This is a genomic window from Streptomyces sp. NPDC044002 (assembly GCF_056434525.1).
On sequence record NZ_JBWKEZ010000103.1, the window covers coordinates 3,285 to 22,080 of the forward strand.

An 18,796-nucleotide genomic window follows, 5' to 3' on the forward strand; every position below is an offset into this window, starting at 1 on the left:
CCTCCCCCAACACAAGAGGGGCCTCTTTCCCCCCCCCCCCCCTCCCCCCCCCCCCCCCCCCCCACACCGCTTTCGTGTTGGGGCGGGGTGCGCTACGCGGAGCGGTCGCTGCCGGGGCCCTCGTAGTCCTCGCCGTAGGCGCCCTTGGAGGGGCGGCGGCGGCGCATGGGGGGCTCGACGCCGTCGGCGAGGCGGCGGGCGGTGACCAGGAAGCCGGTGTGGCCGATCATCCGGTGGTCGGGGCGGACGGCGAGGCCTTCGACGTGCCAGTTGCGGATCATCGATTCCCACGGCTGCGGTTCGGCGTAGCAGCCGAACTCGCGGATGGACTCGACGGTGCGCGAGAGCTGGGTGGTGGTGGCCACGTAGCAGCAGAGGATGCCGCCGGGGACGAGGGCCTTGGAGACGGCCTCCAGGCACTCCCAGGGGGCGAGCATGTCGAGGATGACGCGGTCGACGTCGGTGTCGGACAGGTTGTCCTGGAGGTCGCCGACGGTCAGCTGCCACGCGGGGTGCGGGCCGCCGAAGTAGCGCTCGACGTTGGCCGTGGCGATTTCGGCGAAGTCCGCGCGGCGCTCGTAGCTGTGGAGCATGCCCTGGTCGCCGATGGCGCGCAGCAGGAAGCTGCTGAGGGAGCCGGAGCCCACTCCTGCCTCCACGACGCGGGCGCCGGGGAAGATGTCGGCGAAGGCCAGGATCTGGCCCGCGTCCTTGGGGTAGACCACGGCGGCACCGCGGGGCATGGACAGGACATAGTCGGGGAGCAGGGGGCGCAGCGCGAGGTACGCGACGTTCCCCGTGGTACGGACAACACTGCCCTCGGGAGCACCGATCAGCTCGTCGTGCGGGAAGGAACCCTTGTGGGTGTGGAAATTCTTCCCGGCTTCGAGCGTGAACGTGTAGTGGCGGCCCTTGGGGTCGGTGAGCTGAACCTGGTCCCCGACCTCGAAGGGCCCGCGTCGGCGGGCGGCACCGGTCGGTTCGGACATGTGACCAGTGTATTGGGTTCAGGACTGGGGCCGTGCCATGGCCTTCACGAAGGCCTTCTCGACGTCGAGGGTGGACAGGACGCCGTAGATCTCGCCGGTGGGTTCGAGGACGAGGTATTCGGTGGCGGGGGTGGCGCGGAGGTGGTCGAGGAGTTCTTCGCCGGTGAGGTCCGCGGAAACCTTCATGCCGTCGGTGAGGTCCTGGGCGAGGGTGCTGACGGCGACCCAGGGGCGGCGGTGTTCGGGGACGGAGGCGATGGCGGTCTCGCGGACGATGGCGGTGGGGTCGCCCTGTCCGTCGACGACGACGAGGGCGCGGGCTCCGGCTTCGTTGGCCCGGCGGAGGGCTTCGGAGAGGGGGGTGGCGGTCTGGACGGGGATGGCGCGGCGGGTGAGGGCGCGGGCGCGGAGTTCGGGGAGGTGTTCGCGCAGGCGTGCCATGCGGAGGCTGTTGCCGGCGCCGGTCCAGATGATGGCGGCCAGGATCGCGGCGAGGAGGGCGTCCATGACGGTGTCCATGCCGCCGATTTCCTGGGTGGGGTTGCCGAGGATCCCGGTCTGGGTGAGGAGGGGCAGTCCGATGAGGACGGTGACGGCGAGGGCGCGGCCGACCCAGGCGGCGGCGATGGTGCCGGTCATGGGTTTGCCGGTGATGCCCCAGATGACGGCGCGGAGCATGCGGCCGCCGTCGAGGGGGAGGCCGGGCAGGAGGTTGAAGGCGGCGACGAGGAGGTTGGAGATCATCAGGCCGGCGAGGAGGACGCCGGGGACGGTGGCGGGGTGGACGGCCTTCATGCCGAGGTAGAAGGCTCCGGCGAGGGCGAGGGAGAGGAGGGGGCCGACGAAGGCGAGGACGAATTCGCGGCCGGGGGTCTCGGACTCCTTCTCGATCTCGGAGACGCCGCCGAAGAACTGGAGCTGGATGCGGCGCACGGGGAGCTTGTAGCGGAGCGCGGCGATGGTGTGCGCCAGTTCGTGGACGAGGACGGAGGCGTAGAAGGCGACGGCGAAGAAGAGGGAGACGAGGTAGCGGGCGGGGCCGAGGTCGGGCAGGACCCGGTCGAGCTGGTCTCCGAAGACCCAGGTGATGAGCGCGGCGACGAGGAACCAGCTGGGCGAGACGTAGACGGGCACGCCGAAGGGGCGGCCCATGAGGATGCCGCCGCCCGGGTCGGAGCGCTTGGAGCTGCGCTCGCCGGTTTCGTCGGTGTCTGCCACGGTTTTCCTTCGTTCGTGCGGTGCTTCCGGGGGGCCGCGTCGGGTCGGTGGCGCGGTGCGCTGTTGCGCGGTGTGATGCTCCGATCATGCAGTGCGAGGGGCCCTTAGTCGATGGTATGCGCGTGCTGTCCGTCCCGGGTCGTAGGGTTTCAGGCATGACGACGACCCCCGGTGCCGGTTCCGCAGATGCTTCTTCGGGTGCTTCCCGGCCGACCTCGCTGTCCCCGTCGCGGGCCGGTGACTTCATGCAGTGTCCGTTGCTGTACCGGTTCCGGGTGATCGACCGGCTTCCGGAGAAGCCGAGTGCTGCGGCGACGCGGGGGACGCTGGTGCACGCGGTGCTGGAGCGGCTCTTCGACCATCCGGCGCACGAGCGGACGGTGCCGCGGGCGAAGGAGCTGCTGCCGGGGCAGTGGGAGCGGCTGCTGGAGGCGAAGCCGGAGCTGGCGGAGCTGTTCCCGGAGGGGGACGAGGGGGCGGGGCTGGCGCGCTGGCTGTCGGAGGCTGAGGCGCTGGTGGAGCGCTGGTTCACGCTGGAGGACCCGACGCGGCTGGAGCCGGTGGAGCGGGAGTTCTTCGTGGAGGCGGAGCTGGAGTCGGGGCTGCGGCTGCGCGGGATCATCGACCGGGTGGACGTGGCTCCGACGGGTGAGGTGCGGATCGTCGACTACAAGACGGGCAAGGCGCCGCGGCCGGAGTACGCGGAGGGCGCGCTGTTCCAGATGAAGTTCTACGCGCTGGTGGTGTGGCGGCTGCGGCAGGTGGTGCCGCGGCGGCTGCAGCTGGTGTACCTGGGGAGCGGGGACGTGCTGACGTACGACCCGGTGCCGGCGGACCTGGAGCGGGTGGAGCGGAAGCTGCACGCGCTGTGGGAGGCGATCCGGGAGGCGACGGAGACGGGTGACTGGCGGCCGCGGCCGACGAAGCTGTGCGGCTGGTGCGACCACCAGGCGGTGTGTCCGGAGTTCGGGGGTACTCCCCCGGTGTATCCGCTGGTGGTGCGGCCGCGGGACGGGGCGGACCGCCCGGCCGGTTCCTGATACCCCGGCCAGGGCAGAATGGGCGGCGTCCGCCGTTGCCGCCCGACGAATACGAGGTACCCCGTGGCGATCCGCGTCCTGCTGGTCGACGACCAGCCACTGCTGCGCACCGGCTTCCGGATGATCCTGGAGGCGGAGGGGGACCTCGTGGTGGTGGGTGAGGCCGGGGACGGTCTGCAGGCGTTGGAGCAGGTGCGGGCGTTGCAGCCGGACGTGGTGCTGATGGACATCCGGATGCCGCGGATGGACGGGGTGGAGGCGACGCGGCAGATCACCGGGCCGGACCGGAACGGGCCGGCGAAGGTGCTGGTGCTGACCACGTTCGATCTGGACGAGTACGTGGTGGAGGCGCTGCGGGCGGGGGCGAGCGGGTTCCTGCTGAAGGACGCGCCGGCGAACGAGCTGGTGCAGGCGATCCGGGTGGTCGCGGGGGGTGAGGCGATGCTTGCGCCGAGCATCACGCGGCGGCTGCTGGACAAGTACGCCGGTCATCTGCCGTCGGGTGAGCAGAGCCTGCCGGACACGCTGGGGACGTTGACCGAGCGCGAGGTGGAGGTGCTGAAGCTGGTGGCCCGGGGGTTGTCGAACGCGGAGATCGCGGCGGACCTGTTCGTCAGCGAGACGACGGTGAAGACGCACGTGGGGCACGTGCTGACGAAGCTGGGTCTGCGGGACCGGGTGCAGGCGGCGGTGTACGCGTACGAGAGCGGTCTGGTGCGTCCGGGCGCGCAGTAGCGCGTACGGGTTCGGGCACGGCTCCGCCCCGGCTCCCTTCTCGGGTGCCGGGGCGGAGGTGTGTCCGGGGCGGGTCAGCCCTTGCTGATCTCCCAGAAGCGGAAGACCGTGGAGGCGTCCAGGGACCACTGGAGGCCGGTCACGTTCTGGCGGGCGACGGCGTACTGCTTGCTCTGCCAGAGCGGGAGGACCGGGAGCTCGTCGGCGACGATGTCCTGGAGGCGGGTGTAGTCCGTGTTGGCCGCGGTGCGGTCGGACTTGGTGGAGGTCGCCGGGATGATGGTCCCGGTGATCTCCTTGTTGTCGTAGTTGTTGCGCAGGACGTTGTCCGGGCCGAAGAACGGCTGGGTGAAGTTGTCGGCGTCGGGGTAGTCGGGGACCCAGCCCTTGACGTACACGCCGTACTTGCCGGCGTCGATGTCCTTCTCGTACTGCTCGAACTCGACGGACTTGACGTCGGCGTCGAAGAGGCCGCTGTCGTTGAGCTGCTTGGCGATGACCTGGAACTGGTGGTCGGTGGAGGGGCCGTAGCGGGACGGCGTGGACCACAGGGTCAGCTTGATCTTGCCGGTGATGTTGGCGGCCTTGAGGACCGCCTTGGCCTTCTCCAGCTGGGGCGAGCCGCCGTAGCGGTCGAAGTAGGGGGTGGTGTGTCCGGCGATGCCGGCCGGGACGATGGAGTAGAGCGGGGCGGCGGTGCCCGCGTAGACGTCCTTGACGAGCGCTTCGCGGTCGACGAGGTAGGCGATCGCCTTGCGAACGGGGAGCTTGCCGACGACGGGGTCGTTGACGTTGAAGACCATGTGCTCGACTTCGGCGCCGGTGCCCTGGACGACGTCGACCTTGTTGTCGCCGGTCTTGGTGGCGGCGAGGCCGGCGATGTCCTTCGCGGCGAGGCCGCGGAAGGCGAAGTCGACGTCGCCGCTCTCCAGGACGGTCTTGAGGCCGGCCTGGTCGCCGTTGAAGAACTTCAGCGTGACGCCGGTGTTCTTGGCCTTGGCCTTGCCGCTGTAGGAGTCGTTGACCGAGAAGTTGGCGCTCTTCTCGCTGAAGGCGTCCAGCTTGTAGACGCCGGAGCCGACGGCCTTGTTGTCGGTGCGGAGCTTGTCGGCCGGGTATTCCTTGTGGTCGACGATGGCGCCCGCGCCCGACGCGATCTTGCTGGGGAAGGTGGCGTCGGAGGACTTCAGCTTGAAGACGACGGTCTTCTCGTCGGGGGCGTCGATGCTGGCGATCGACGAGAGCATCACGGCGGGGCCGTTGGCGTCGTTGATCTTCAGCGTGCGCTCGAAGGAGAACTTGACGTCCTTCGAGGTGAGGCTGTTGCCGTTGCTGAACTTCAGGCCGCTGCGCAGGGTGCACTTGTACACCTTGCTGTCGCCGCCCTCGAAGTTGCAGGCCTGGGCGGCGTCGGGCTCGGGGGTGGTGCCGCCCTTGGGGAACGTCAGCAGGGACTGGAAGACGTTGTTGAAGAGCAGCCAGGAGCCCGGGTCGTAGCCCGACGCGGGGTCGACGGACTTCACCTTGTCGGATATGCCCATGACCACGCCCTTGCCGTTGCCGGCGGCGGAGCCGTCCTGCGAACCGCAACCGCTGAGCAGCGCTGCGGCAGTGGCCGCGCCGAGCGGGGCTGCCAACCACTGGTTACGTCTCTTCACGCTGATGTCCTTCACAGTCTTGTCTGGTCGTTGCTCCGGCCTGCGACGTCCGCCGCCGGTCCTGCCGGTCTCAGCCGCTGACACCCCGGCCGAGTTCCCACAGCTGGAGGTCGGAGATGGCGTTGACCGACCATTCCACTCCGGTGATCCCGTCGCGTGCGGCGACGTACTGCTTGCCCTGCCACAGGGGCAGGACGGGGACGTCGTCGGCGACGATGTCCTGCATCTCCGTGATCGCGGGCACGGCGACGTTGCGGTCGGCCGCGCGGCGGGATTCGGGGATGAGCCTGGTGCGCACCGCGGTGTTGGCGTACGGCGTGCCCAGGAAGTTGTCCTGCTCCAGGAACGGGGCGAGGAAGTTGTCGGGGTCCGGGTAGTCGGGGAACCAGCCGAGCCCGTAGGCGGCGTAGTCGCCCTTCTTCTGGGCGGGGCGGAAGGTGCCCCACTCGTTGCCCTGGACGGTGATGTCGAACAGCTGGGTGGAGTTCAGCTGGGTCTTGAGGGCCTCGAACTCGGCGGCGGTGCCGTCGCCGTAGTGGTCCGTGGTGTAGTTCAGGGTCAGCTTGACGGGGGGCTTGACCCCGGCGGCCTTGAGGATGTCGGCGGCCTTGGCGGTGTTGGCCTCGCCGTACTTGTTGTAGAACGAGTTGACGTGGCCGGGCACGGCGGTGGGGACGAGCGAGTACAGGGGCTGCGCGGACTTGCCGTAGACCTTGGAGATCACGTTGTTGCGGTCGACGGCGGCGGCGAGGGCCTGGCGCACGGCCTTGTTGCTGACGGTCGGGGCGTCGGTGTTGAAGCCGATGTAGCGGATTTCCAGGCCGGGCATCGGGGTGAGCTTGACGCCCTTGGGGGGAGTCTTGGCGAACTCGGTGATCTGGGCGGGCGACAGGGTGCGGGAGACCACGTGGATCTTCCCGTCGGTGAGCGCCTTGCCCATGGTGGCGGAGTCGTCGAAGGTGCGCAGTTCGACCTTGTCGTTCTGCAGCTTGATGTCGCCCTTGTAGTTCGGGTTCTTGGTGAAGACGGCGCGGACGAGGTGGTTGTCCTTGACCTCGGCCTTCATCGTGTAGGGGCCGGAGCCGTCGACGGTGAAGCCGGGGCGGAGCTTCTTGGCCTCGTAGTTCTTCTCGCTGACGATGCCGGCGGCGGGGGTGGCGAGCTTGTACGGGAAGGTCGCGTCGGCGGTCTTCAGGTGGAAGACGACGGTGTCGGTGCCCTTGGTCTCGACGGTGTCGAGGGTGGAGAGGAGGGCGGAGGGGCCGTTCTCGTCCTTGATCGCGCGGACGCGGTCGATGGAGAACTTGACGTCCTTGGCGGTGACCGGGTCGCCGCTGGCGAACTTCAGGCCGGGCCGCAGGGTGCAGCGGTAGCTCTCGTTGCCGGTGTCGGTGAAGCGGCAGTCGGAGGCGGCTTCGGGGACGGGCTGGCCGCCGCCGCGCGGGGTGTGCACGAGCGTCTGGACGGTCTGGCGCAGGATGTTCCAGGCGCCGGCGTCGTAGGCGTAGGCGGGGTCGAAGGGGGCGGGGGCGTAGTCGGCGGCCTCGAACCGGTCGGTGGTACCGACGACGATCGCTCCGGACGCTGCTCCTCCGCCGCTCGCGCTGCCGCATGCGGACAGCGCGGGGGTGAGCAGGCCGATCGCGGCCGTCAGCACCATGGTCTTGCGGTTCATGCTGGAAGTACTCCCTCACCCGGCACTTGTTCAAAGCGGCGTAGAGGGCACTTCGCGGCGGTCGCCCGTTCAGGGCGGAACGATCGGGCCGGTGTTTGACGATCGGTCCACGCGCGTACCGGCGCAAGGGTGCGCGGCCGGTGCGGCAAGGGTGCGTGCGGAGTGCCCGCGTCGACATTAGTGGGCTGGGGCGGGATGGCTGGAACTGGCAGGAGTTGGGGTGTAATCGCACCGTGATGGGTGCGGACTTACCGCTTATGCCGGAGTCCTCGCAGATGCGGTCAGGAGATGATCAATCCGGACACAAAGGAAGCCCCCGGAGCCCGTGTGCGGGCTCGGCGGGGGCTTCCCGGGTGACCAAGGTCACCTGAATTTTCGCTCACGGAGAGGATGGAATTTCGGCCTCCGGGGTTAAGAGCGGAAGATCCTCTCGCCGAACCTCCGGCTCACCCCGTTTCTGTTCGGTACGGAGCGTGTGCGCTCAGTTCATCGTAGTGATGAGCGAGCGCAGGAAGGGGAGGTTCACGTCCTCCAGCGAGCGCACGATGGTCCGTCCGGGCGCGGGCTCGATGACGCCGACGGAGGGGACGGCCACGACCCGGCAGCCGGCCGCCTCGGCGGCGGCGACCCCGGTGGCGGTGTCCTCGATCACGGCGCAGCGCGAGGGGTGCGCGCCGAGGGTGCCCGCGGCGATCAGGTACGGGTCGGGGTGGGGCTTGGTACGGGGTACCTCGTCGCCGGCGACCGTCAGCGTGAAGCGGTCGCGGCCGAGGGTGAGCAGCACCTGGTCGATGACGCGGCGGTGCGAGGCGGAGACGAGGGCGGTGGGCACGTTGTGCCGGGCCAGCTCGCTCAGCAGGCGCTCGGCGCCGGGCATGAGGGGGACCTGGTCGGCGATGCGGGCCTCGAACCGCTCGTTGAGCAGGACGCTCAGCTCGGCGAGGCCGATATCGGCTCCGGTCCGCTCGATGAGGAAGGACGCGCTGCGGCTCATGGGGCCGCCGACGACCACGTCCCGCCAGGACTCGTCCAGGCGGTGGCCGAGCTCCAGGAAGATCTGTTCCTCGATCTCCCACCAGAAGCCCTCGGTGTCGACGAGGGTGCCGTCCATGTCCAGCAGCACCGCCTGCAGGGCGTGCCCGTCGGCCGTGCGGGCGACGGGTGCGGGAACGGTGCTGGTCATGCGTACGCCTCTCGTGGGGACGACAAGGCCGGCCACCTCGACCCGCAGGGATCTCCCCCTCGGGAACAGGTGACCGGCCTGTTTGGGACCGACCAGTGTACGCCGGTCCGTGTCAGCGTGCGTTGAAATACTTCGCTTCGGGGTGGTGAATAACCAGGGCGTCGGTGGACTGTTCGGGGTGGAGCTGGAACTCCTCCGAGAGGTGCACGCCGATCCGCTCCGGCTGGAGGAGGTCGGCGATCTTCGCGCGGTCCTCCAGGTCGGGGCAGGCGCCGTAGCCGAGCGAGAAGCGGGCGCCGCGGTACTTGAGGTCGAACATGTCCTCGACCTTCTCGGGGTCCTCGCCGCCGAAGCCGAGCTCGGCGCGGACCCGGGCGTGCCAGTACTCGGCGAGGGCCTCGGCGAGCTGGACGGAGAGGCCGTGCAGCTCCAGGTACTCACGGTAGGAGTCGGACTCGAACAGCTTGGCCGTGGCCTCGCCGATCTTCGAGCCGACGGTGACCACCTGGAGGCCGATGACGTCGGTCTCGCCGGACTCCTCCGGGCGGAAGAAGTCGGCGAGGCACAGGCGGCGGCCGCGGCGCTGGCGGGGGAAGGTGAAGCGGGTCCGCTCGTTGCCCTGCTCGTCGAGGATGATCAGGTCCTCGCCCTTGGAGACGCAGGGGAAGTAGCCGTAGACCACGGCCGCTTCCAGGAGGTTCTCGGTGTGCAGCTTCTCCAGGAGGCCGCGCAGGCGCGGACGGCCCTCGCTCTCGACGAGCTCCTCGTACGTGGCCCCGCCGGCGCGGGCCTGCTTGAGGCCCCACTGGCCCTTGAACAGGGCGCCCTCGTCCAGCCAGGAGGCGTAGTCCTTGAGCGGGATGCCCTTGATGACGCGGGTACCCCAGAAGGGCGGGGTGGGGACGGGGTTGTCGACGGACACGTCGGAGCGGCCGCCGGTCTCCTCCGGCTCCTCCACCTGGAGGGCGGGGGTGTCCCGCTTGGCGACGCGGCGCTGCTTGAGCTCGGGCAGGGTGGCGCCGGGGACTCCGCGCTTGACGGCGATCAGGGCGTCCATCAGCCGCAGGCCCTCGAAGGCGTCCCGGGCGTAGCGGACCTCGCCCTCGTAGATCTCGTGGAGGTCCTGCTCGACGTAGGCGCGGGTCAGGGCGGCGCCGCCGAGGATCACCGGGTAGTCGGCCGCCAGCTTGCGCTGGTTGAGCTCCTCCAGGTTCTCCTTCATGATCACCGTGGACTTGACCAGCAGGCCGGACATGCCGATGACGTCGGCCTTGTGCTCCTGCGCGGCTTCGAGGATCGCGGAGACCGGCTGCTTGATGCCGATGTTGACGACGTTGTAGCCGTTGTTGGTCAGGATGATGTCGACGAGGTTCTTGCCGATGTCGTGGACGTCGCCGCGGACGGTGGCGAGCACGATGGTGCCCTTGCCCTCGTCGTCGCTCTTCTCCATGTGGGGTTCCAGGTGCGCGACCGCGGTCTTCATGACCTCGGCGGACTGGAGCACGAAGGGAAGCTGCATCTGGCCGGAGCCGAAGAGCTCGCCGACGACCTTCATGCCCTCCAGGAGGGTGTCGTTGACGATGTCCAGGGCGGGGCGGGTCAGCAGGGCCTCGTCGAGGTCGGCCTCCAGGCCGTTCTTCTCGCCGTCGATGATGCGGCGCTGCAGGCGCTCCTCCAGCGGCAGGGCGAGGAGCTCCTCGGTCTTGCCGGCCTTCATCGACTTGGTGTTGACGCCCTCGAAGAGGGCCATCAGCTTCTGGAGCGGGTCGTAGTCGCCCTCGCGCCGGTCGTAGATGAGGTCGAGGGCGGTGTTGACCTGCTCCTCGTCGAACCGGGCGATCGGGAGGATCTTCGACGCGTGCACGATCGCCGAATCCAGGCCGGCCTTCACGCACTCGTCGAGGAAGACGGAGTTCAGCAGGACGCGGGCGGCCGGGTTCAGGCCGAAGGAGATGTTGGACAGACCCAGGGTCGTCTGCACGTCCGGGTGGCGGCGCTTGAGCTCGCGGATCGACTCGATCGTCGCGATCCCGTCCTTGCGCGACTCCTCCTGACCGGTGCAGATCGTGAACGTGAGGGTGTCGATCAGGATGTCCGACTCCCGGATCCCCCAGTTCCCGGTGAGGTCCTCGATGAGGCGCTCGGCGATGGCGACCTTGTGCTCGACGGTGCGGGCCTGGCCCTCCTCGTCGATGGTCAGGGCGATCAGCGCAGCACCGTGCTCCTGCGCCAGGCGGGTGACCTTCGCGAAGCGGGACTCGGGGCCGTCGCCGTCCTCGTAGTTCACGGAGTTGATGACGGCGCGGCCGCCGAGCTTCTCCAGGCCGGCCTGGAGGACGGGAACCTCGGTGGAGTCCAGGACGATGGGCAGGGTGGAGGCGGTCGCGAAGCGTCCGGCGAGCTCCTGCATGTCGGCGACGCCGTCGCGGCCGACGTAGTCCACGCACAGGTCGAGCATGTGCGCGCCTTCGCGGATCTGGTCGCGGGCCATCTCCACGCAGTCGTCCCAGCGGGCTTCGAGCATGGCCTCGCGGAACTTCTTCGACCCGTTGGCGTTGGTGCGCTCGCCGATCGCCATGTACGAGATGTCCTGGCGGAACGGGACGGTCTGGTAGAGCGAGGAGGCGCCGGGCTCGGGGCGGGGGTCGCGGACGGCCGGGTCCAGGCCGCGGACCCGCTCCACGACCTGGCGCAGGTGCTCGGGGGTGGTGCCGCAGCAGCCGCCGACCAGGGAGAGGCCGTACTCGCGGACGAAGGTCTCCTGAGCGTCGGCGAGCTCGGCGGCGGACAGCGGGTAGTGCGCGCCGTTCTTGCCGAGGACGGGCAGGCCGGCGTTGGGCATGCAGGAGAGCGGGATGCGGGAGTTGCGCGCGAGGTAGCGCAGGTGCTCGCTCATCTCGGCGGGGCCGGTGGCGCAGTTCAGGCCGATCATGTCGATGCCGAGCGGCTCCAGCGCGGTGAGCGCGGCGCCGATCTCCGAGCCCAGCAGCATCGTGCCGGTGGTCTCCACGGTCACGGAGCAGATCAGCGGGACGGAGACGCCGAGGGCCTCCATGGCGCGGCGGGCGCCGACGATGGAGGACTTGGTCTGCAGGAGGTCCTGGGTGGTTTCCACGAGGAGCGCGTCGGCGCCGCCGGTGATCAGGCCTTCGGCGTTGATCTGGTAGGCGTCGCGGATGGTGCCGTAGTCGATGTGGCCCAGGGTGGGCAGCTTGGTGCCGGGGCCCATGGAGCCGAGGACCCAGCGCTGCTGTCCGGTGGAGGCGGTGTACTCGTCGGCGATCTCGCGGGCGATCCGGGCGCCGGCGACCGACAGCTCGTGGTTGCGCTCGGCGATGTCGTACTCGGCGAGGGCGGCGTAGTTCGTGCCGAAGGTGTTGGTCTCGACGCAGTCGACGCCGGCCTCGAAGTACTCGCGGTGCACGTTGGCCACGATGTCGGGGCGGGTGACGTTCAGGACCTCGTTGCAGCCTTCAAGCTGCTGGAAGTCCTCCATGGAGGGGTCCTGTGCCTGGAGCATGGTTCCCATGGCTCCGTCGGCGACGACCACGCGGGTCGCGAGCGCCTCTCGGAGGGCATCGGCCCGTGTCTGGGTGTCTGCGGGCGGGTTCGGCAACGAGGCCATGGTTGAGCTCCCTGGGCTGCGACGGCTGTCGGCTTTGCACCCTCTGTGTCAAGGGTGCACGCGGTCAGGGTAACCGCGCGGCGGCGGCCCCGGTGAGGGCGTCCCACGTGGCGGACTGCATCCTGTGGCCGGGAGCCGCGTGGGAGGGTGCCCCGGGCGCGCCGCACCGTGAATCACCCAACCATGCACGAGGTCGGCATCGACCGATAGTGTTCAGCATTGTCGAACTACGTCAGCAGGAGGCTGCGCGATGGCACGGAACATCCAGTCGCTCGAACGAGCCGCTGCGATGCTGCGGCTCCTGGCCGGCGGGGAACGCCGGCTGGGTCTCTCGGACGTGGCGTCCGCCCTGGGCCTGGCCAAGGGCACGGCGCACGGGATCCTGCGGACGCTGCAGGCCGAGGGCTTCGTGGAGCAGGACCCGGCCTCCGGGCGCTACCAGCTGGGCGCGGAGCTGCTGCGGCTGGGCAACAGCTACCTGGACGTGCACGAGCTGCGCGCCCGCGCGCTGGTGTGGACGGACGACCTGGCCCGGGCCAGCGGCGAGAGCGTGTACGTGGGGGTGCTCCACCAGAGCGGGGTGCTGATCATGCACCACGTGTTCCGGCCGGACGACAGCCGTCAAGTGCTGGAGGTGGGGGCGATGCAGCCGCTGCACTCCACGGCCCTGGGCAAGGTGCTGTCGGCCTACGACCCGGTGGCGCACACGGAGGCCCTGGACGCGGAGCGGGAGGCCTTCACGCCGCGCACGGTGACCGACGCGGCGGGCTTCGAGGAGCTGCTGGACCTGACCCGGGCCCGCGGCTGGGCCTCGGACGTCGAGGAGACCTGGGAGGGCATCGCCTCGGTGGCCGCTCCCATCCACGACCGGCGGCGGATGCCGGTCGGCGCGGTGGCCGTCGCGGGCGCCGTGGAGCGGGTCTGCGGGGAGTCCGGGGAGCCCCGGCCGGCCTTGGTGGCCTCCGTGCGGGACTGCGCGCGGTCGGTTTCGCGCGATCTCGGCGCGGGCCGGTTCTGAGCTTGACCTGACGCCTTCGGTCCACCCAATGGCCCACCTCACGAGCCATTCGGGTGGACTTTGGCGTTTTCCGAGCAGCCATTGGCCGGATTTGGTCGATCGTACCGAGTGGTAACGATCCGGTTCTTTGACCTGGTCAGCCCTTGACGCGTTCTTCACCCAGGCGGAAAACTGCCGTTCATCGGTCGGCATTGTCGAACACCTACCGGCAATACGCGTTAGGCTGTGGCGAGGCCATGGACCGGTGAAGCACTCACCGAGTGTGTGGACCACCGGAGGGACCCGGTGTCCGCCCACCCCTGGACGTAAGACAAAGGAGTCGCGGGTGTCCAGCTCCGACATCTTCATCGGCGAGACCATCGGTACCGCCCTGCTCACTCTGCTCGGCGGCGGCGTGTGCGCCGCCCTCACGCTCAAGAGCTCCAAGGCCCGCGGCGCGGGCTGGCTCGCGATCACCTTCGGGTGGGGCTTCGCGGTCCTGATCGCCGCCTACGTCTCCGCGCCGCTCTCCGGCGCGCACCTCAACCCGGCGGTCACCGTCGGCATCGCCGTGAAGACCGGCGAGTGGGGTGACGTCCCCGTCTACTTCGCGGGCCAGCTGCTGGGCGCCATGCTCGGAGCGGTCCTGATGTGGGTCACCTACTACGGCCAGTTCGCCGCGCACCTGGCGGACCCCGAGAACATCAAGGACGCCAAGCTCGGTCCCGAGGACCCGCACCCGCACAACCAGGCCGGCCCGGTGCTCGGCATCTTCTCCACCGGCCCCGAGATCCGCAACGTGGTCCAGAACCTCGCCACGGAGATCATCGGCACCTTCGTCCTGGTCATCGCGATCCTGACGCAGGGCCTCCAGGACGGCGGCAAGGGCCTCGGCGTCATCGGCGTCCTGATCACCTCCTTCGTGGTCGTCGGCATCGGCCTCTCCCTCGGCGGTCCGACCGGCTACGCCATCAACCCGGTCCGCGACCTCGGTCCCCGCATCGTCCACGCCCTGCTCCCGCTGCCCAACAAGGGCGGCTCGGACTGGGGGTACTCCTGGATCCCGGTCGTCGGCCCGCTCGTCGGTGCCGCGCTCGCCGGCGGTCTGTACAACATCGCGTTCGCCTGATCAGCTTCGGCCGCGCTCGTAAGATCCGCACCGCCCTCCTGATTCCGCCTACTCAACAGACCTGCCAGGAGCAGCCATCATGACCAGCAGCACCGGCCCCTTCATCGCCGCGATCGACCAGGGCACCACCTCCTCCCGCTGCATCGTCTTCGACCGCGACGGCCGCATCGTCGCCGTCGACCAGAAGGAGCACGAGCAGATCTTCCCGAAGCCGGGCTGGGTCGAGCACGACGCCACCGAGATCTGGACCAACGTCCAGGAGGTCGTCGCCGGCGCCATCGCCAAGGCCGAGATCACCGCCGCCGACGTCAAGGCGGTCGGCATCACCAACCAGCGCGAGACCACCGTCCTGTGGGACAAGAACACCGGCGAGCCGGTGCACAACGCGCTGGTGTGGCAGGACACCCGCACCGACGCCCTGTGCAAGGAGCTCGGCCGCAACGTCGGCCAGGACCGCTTCCGCCGCGAGACCGGCCTGCCGCTGGCGAGCTACTTCGCCGGCCCGAAGGTCCGCTGGCTGCTCGACAACGTCGAGGGCCTGCGCGAGCGCGCCGCGGCCGGCGACATCCTCTTCGGCACCATGGACTCCTGGGTCATCTGGAACCTCACCGGCGGCGCCCAGGGCGGTCACCACGTCACCGACGTGACCAACGCCTCGCGCACCATGCTGATGAACCTGCACACCCTGGCCTGGGACGAGAAGATCGCCGAGTCGATGGGCGTCCCGCTCAACGTGCTCCCCGAGATCAAGTCCTCCGCCGAGGTCTACGGCCACGTCAAGGACGGCGTCCTCGCCGGCGTCCCGGTCGCCTCGGCGCTCGGTGACCAGCAGGCCGCCCTCTTCGGCCAGACCTGTTTCGCCGAGGGCGAGGCGAAGTCCACCTACGGCACCGGCACGTTCATGCTGATGAACACCGGCGACAAGATCATCAACTCCTACAGCGGCCTGCTGACCACGGTCGGCTACCAGATCGGCGACCAGAAGCCGGTCTACGCCCTGGAGGGCTCCATCGCCGTCACCGGCTCGCTCGTCCAGTGGATGCGCGACCAGATGGGCATGATCAAGACCGCGGCCGAGATCGAGACCCTCGCGCTCTCGGTCGAGGACAACGGCGGCGCCTACTTCGTACCGGCCTTCTCCGGCCTGTTCGCCCCGTACTGGCGCTCCGACGCCCGCGGTGTGATCGCCGGCCTCACCCGGTACGTCACCAAGGCGCACATCGCCCGTGCCGTCCTGGAGGCCACCGCCTGGCAGACCCGCGAGATCACCGACGCCATGACCAAGGACTCCGGCGTCGAGCTGGCGGCCCTCAAGGTCGACGGCGGCATGACCTCCAACAACCTGCTGATGCAGACGCTCTCGGACTTCCTGGACGCCCCCGTGGTGCGCCCGATGGTCGCCGAGACCACCTGCCTCGGCGCCGCCTACGCCGCCGGCCTGGCCGTCGGCTTCTGGCCCGACACCGACGCCCTGCGCGCCAACTGGCGCCGCGCGGCGGAGTGGACCCCGCGGATGCCCGCCGACCAGCGGGACCGCGAGTACAAGAACTGGCTCAAGGCCGTCGAGCGGTCCATGGGCTGGATCGACGACGAAGACGCCAGCTGACGCACCGGCTGAGCCGATCGACGAGGAGCTGAAAGAGATATGAGCACCCTGCAGAGCGTTCCCGCCCTGGGCACGCACCCGACTTCCGGTGCCAACGCGAGCCGCGCGGAGACCCGTGAGCAGCTCTCGAAGGCCACGTACGACCTGCTGGTCATCGGCGGTGGGATCCTGGGCACCTCGGTGGCCTGGCACGCCGCGCAGTCGGGTCTGCGGGTTGCGATGGTGGACGCCGGCGACTTCGCCGGCGCCACCTCCTCGGCCTCCTCGAAGCTCGTCCACGGCGGTCTGCGCTACCTGCAGACCGGCGCGGTCAAGCTGGTGGCGGAGAACCACCACGAGCGGCGGGTACTGGCCAAGGACGTGGCCCCGCACCTGGTCAACCCGCTCACCTTCTACCTGCCGGTCTACAAGGGCGGTCCGGTGGGTGCGGCCAAGCTGGGCGCGGGCGTCTTCGCCTACTCCGCCCTCTCGGCCTTCGGCGACGGCATGGGCAAGGTCATATCGCCGGCCCGTGCCGTCGCCGACAACCCCGGCCTCAAGACGGACAACCTCAAGGCCGTCGCGGTCTACTACGACCACCAGATGAACGACTCCCGCGTCGCCGTGATGACGGTCCGCGCGGCCGTCGAGTCCGGCGCGGTCGTCCTCAACCACGCCGAGGTCACCGGCCTGCGCATGACGCGCGGCCGGGTCTCCGGCGCCGAGCTCAAGGACCGCCTGGACGGCACCGAGTTCGGAGTCGACGCGCGCGTCGTGCTCAACGCCACCGGCCCGTGGGTGGACCACCTGCGGCGCATGGAAGACAAGCACTCGATGCCGTCGATCCGCCTCTCCAAGGGCGCGCACATCGTCATGAAGCGCAAGTCGCCGTGGAAGGCCGCCATGGCCACCCCGATCGACAAGTACCGCATCACCTTCGCCCTCCCGTGGGAGGACCAGCTGCTGCTCGGCACCACCGACGAGGTGTACGAGGGCGACCCGGCGGACGTGCGCGCCACCGAGTCCGACATCCAGCAGATCCTGGACGAGGCCGCGTTCTCCATCAAGGACGCCGACCTCGACCGCTCGCTGATGACGTACGCCTTCGCCGGCCTGCGCGTGCTCCCGGGCGGCCCCGGCGGCGTCGAGAAGGCCAAGCGCGAGACGGTCGTCTCCGAGGGCGCGGGCGGCATGCTGTCCGTGGCCGGCGGCAAGTGGACCACGTACCGCCACATCGGCCGCGTGGTCATGGACAAGCTCGCCAAGCTCCCCGGCAGCCCGCTGACCGAGGACATGGAGCCGGTGAAGTCCCTCGTGCGCCGCGTCCCGCTGCCCGGTGTCGCCAACCCGAACGCGGTCGCGCACCGCCTGCTGGTGGACCGCGAGCCCGGCGCCCGCATGGACCCGCTGACCGCCCGCCACCTGGCCTCGCACTACGGCTCGCTGGCCTTCGACATCGCCCGCCTGGCGAACGAGGACCCGGCGCTGGCCGAGCGCATCCACCCGGACGGTCCGGAGATCTGGGCGCAGGTCGCCTACGCCCGTGACCACGAGTGGGCCGAGACGGTCGACGACGTGCTGCGCCGCCGTACGACGGTGACGGTCCGCGGCCTGGACGACGAGGCCGTACGGGCCCGCGTCGAGGAGATGCTGGGCCGCAAGGCATAGCTCGTACGCAGGTGGGGAAGAGGGGCGGTTCCGAGGGGAACCGCCCCTCTGTCGTGGGCTGTGGCCGACGTACCGCGAAGGCTTAGGCTGGCCCACGTACGCAAGGAACTTCGGAAGGAGACCTGGGTGATCGAGCTTGAGGGCGTGCCCGAGCTGATCGACCCGGTCATGGTGGCCGCGTTCGAGGGCTGGAACGACGCGGGCGACGCCGCCTCCGGTGCGGTGGCGCACCTGGACCGGGAGTGGAAGGGCGAGGTCTTCGCGGCGCTGGACGCCGAGGACTACTACGACTTCCAGGTCAACCGGCCGACGGTGTGGCTGGACAACGGGGTCAGGAAGATCACCTGGCCCACGACGCGGCTCTCGGTGGTCCGGATCGGCGGGGCGAAGCCGCGCGACCTGGTGCTCGTACGGGGCATCGAGCCGTCCATGCGGTGGCGGTCGTTCTGCAACGAGCTGCTCGGGTTCGCGCACGAGCTGGGCGTCGAGATGGTCGTCATCCTGGGCGCGCTGCTGGGCGACACCCCGCACACGCGGCCGGTGCCGGTGAGCGGGGTGACCTCGGACGCGGACCTGGCGCGGACGATGGACCTGGAGGAGACGAAGTACGAGGGTCCGACGGGGATCGTGGGCGTGCTCCAGGAGGCCTGTACGCACGCCGGGGTCCCGGCGGTGTCGCTGTGGGCGGCGGTGCCGCACTACGTGTCGCAGCCGCCGAACCCGAAGGCGACGCTGGCGCTGCTGAACCGGCTGGAGGACCTGATCGACATCCGGATCCCGCTCGGCGAGCTCCCGGAGGACGCGCGGGCGTGGCAACTGGGCGTGGACCAACTGGCCGCCGAGGACAGCGAGGTGGCGGAGTACGTCCAGACGCTGGAGGAGGCGCGGGACACCGCCGATCTGCCGGAGGCGTCGGGGGACGCGATCGCGCGGGAGTTCGAGCGGTACCTGCGGCGGCGGGACCCCTCCGCTGCCGCGGAGCAGCCGGGTGACGGCTCGTACCTGCGGGACACCTCCAGCGGGCTGACGCGGCCGCCGCGCCGCAAGCCGGACCCCTCCGGGGAGGAACCCCAGCCCCCGGCGGCTCCGGACGACCCGTCCGACCCCCCGGAGGCGTAGCCCTGCGGGCGGGCCGGGGGCGCCGCTGCGCGGGCAGGCCGCGCCGTACGCCGGTACCGGGGCGCCGCTGCGCGGAGCGGGGTCCCCTACCCGCCCTTCCACCGTTCCCAGGGGCTCCGCCCCTGACCCCGTTCGCCTCAAACGCCGGCGGGGCTATCTATAGCCCCGCCGGCGT

Annotated in this window: 13 protein-coding genes; 7 read left to right on the top strand and 6 right to left on the bottom strand. The window is 70.0% G+C overall.

All coding sequences use genetic code 11. The annotated features are described in order from the left end of the window. Positions 1–92: 92 nt before the first annotated feature. Positions 93–989, bottom strand: coding sequence for a tRNA (adenine-N1)-methyltransferase (locus AC07A6_RS39135; RefSeq protein WP_007263187.1), 897 nt, complete (start codon positions 987–989; stop codon positions 93–95). A gap of 18 nt (positions 990–1,007) precedes the next feature. Further along, complete coding sequence (locus AC07A6_RS39140; RefSeq protein ID WP_386272860.1) at positions 1,008–2,141, bottom strand: site-2 protease family protein; 1,134 nt, start codon at positions 2,139–2,141, stop codon at positions 1,008–1,010. Between the two features lie 221 nt (positions 2,142–2,362). Between AC07A6_RS39140 and AC07A6_RS39145 the strand changes: the two genes are divergently transcribed. Next, the gene (locus AC07A6_RS39145; protein WP_362471770.1) at positions 2,363–3,247 is read left to right on the top strand and encodes a RecB family exonuclease; all 885 of its coding nucleotides are present in this window, start codon (positions 2,363–2,365) and stop codon (positions 3,245–3,247) included. Between the two features lie 63 nt (positions 3,248–3,310). Beyond that, positions 3,311–3,982, top strand: a complete 672-nt coding sequence (locus tag AC07A6_RS39150; protein WP_362471768.1) for a response regulator transcription factor — start codon at positions 3,311–3,313, stop codon at positions 3,980–3,982. A gap of 74 nt (positions 3,983–4,056) precedes the next feature. Here AC07A6_RS39150 and AC07A6_RS39155 read toward each other — a convergent pair whose 3' ends face one another. From AC07A6_RS39155 to metH, 4 genes are all read right to left on the bottom strand, one after another. After that, a complete protein-coding gene (locus tag AC07A6_RS39155; RefSeq protein WP_362471766.1) occupies positions 4,057–5,640 on the bottom strand; it encodes an ABC transporter substrate-binding protein in 1,584 nt (527 codons plus the stop codon). A gap of 70 nt (positions 5,641–5,710) precedes the next feature. After that, complete coding sequence (locus AC07A6_RS39160; protein ID WP_362471764.1) at positions 5,711–7,315, bottom strand: ABC transporter substrate-binding protein; 1,605 nt, start codon at positions 7,313–7,315, stop codon at positions 5,711–5,713. 481 nt (positions 7,316–7,796) lie between these two features. After that, positions 7,797–8,498, bottom strand: a complete 702-nt coding sequence (locus tag AC07A6_RS39165) for an HAD family hydrolase (protein WP_362471761.1) — start codon at positions 8,496–8,498, stop codon at positions 7,797–7,799. A 112-nt stretch (positions 8,499–8,610) separates the two neighbouring features. Further along, on the bottom strand, positions 8,611–12,123 hold the full coding sequence (gene metH, locus AC07A6_RS39170) for a methionine synthase (RefSeq protein WP_478780287.1): 3,513 nt from the start codon (positions 12,121–12,123) through the stop codon (positions 8,611–8,613). Between the two features lie 250 nt (positions 12,124–12,373). Here metH and AC07A6_RS39175 point away from each other — a divergent pair, with 250 nt between their 5' ends. The 5 genes from AC07A6_RS39175 to AC07A6_RS39195 all read left to right on the top strand — a co-directional run bounded on the left by AC07A6_RS39175 (position 12,374) and on the right by AC07A6_RS39195 (position 18,621). Beyond that, entirely contained in the window at positions 12,374–13,141 is a 768-nt protein-coding gene (locus AC07A6_RS39175; RefSeq protein WP_362471755.1) for an IclR family transcriptional regulator, read from the top strand. Positions 13,142–13,466: 325 nt separating this feature from the next. Next, positions 13,467–14,249 carry an MIP/aquaporin family protein gene (locus AC07A6_RS39180; protein ID WP_385762238.1) on the top strand — a complete coding sequence of 261 codons (783 nt, stop codon included), beginning with the start codon at positions 13,467–13,469 and terminating at the stop codon, positions 14,247–14,249. 79 nt (positions 14,250–14,328) lie between these two features. Next, complete coding sequence (gene glpK, locus AC07A6_RS39185) at positions 14,329–15,855, top strand: glycerol kinase GlpK (RefSeq protein WP_362471749.1); 1,527 nt, start codon at positions 14,329–14,331, stop codon at positions 15,853–15,855. A gap of 39 nt (positions 15,856–15,894) precedes the next feature. Then, a complete protein-coding gene (locus tag AC07A6_RS39190) occupies positions 15,895–17,502 on the top strand; it encodes a glycerol-3-phosphate dehydrogenase/oxidase (RefSeq protein ID WP_478780288.1) in 1,608 nt (535 codons plus the stop codon). Between the two features lie 126 nt (positions 17,503–17,628). Continuing rightward, positions 17,629–18,621 carry a PAC2 family protein gene (locus tag AC07A6_RS39195; protein ID WP_386275433.1) on the top strand — a complete coding sequence of 331 codons (993 nt, stop codon included), beginning with the start codon at positions 17,629–17,631 and terminating at the stop codon, positions 18,619–18,621. Positions 18,622–18,796 lie beyond the last annotated feature (175 nt).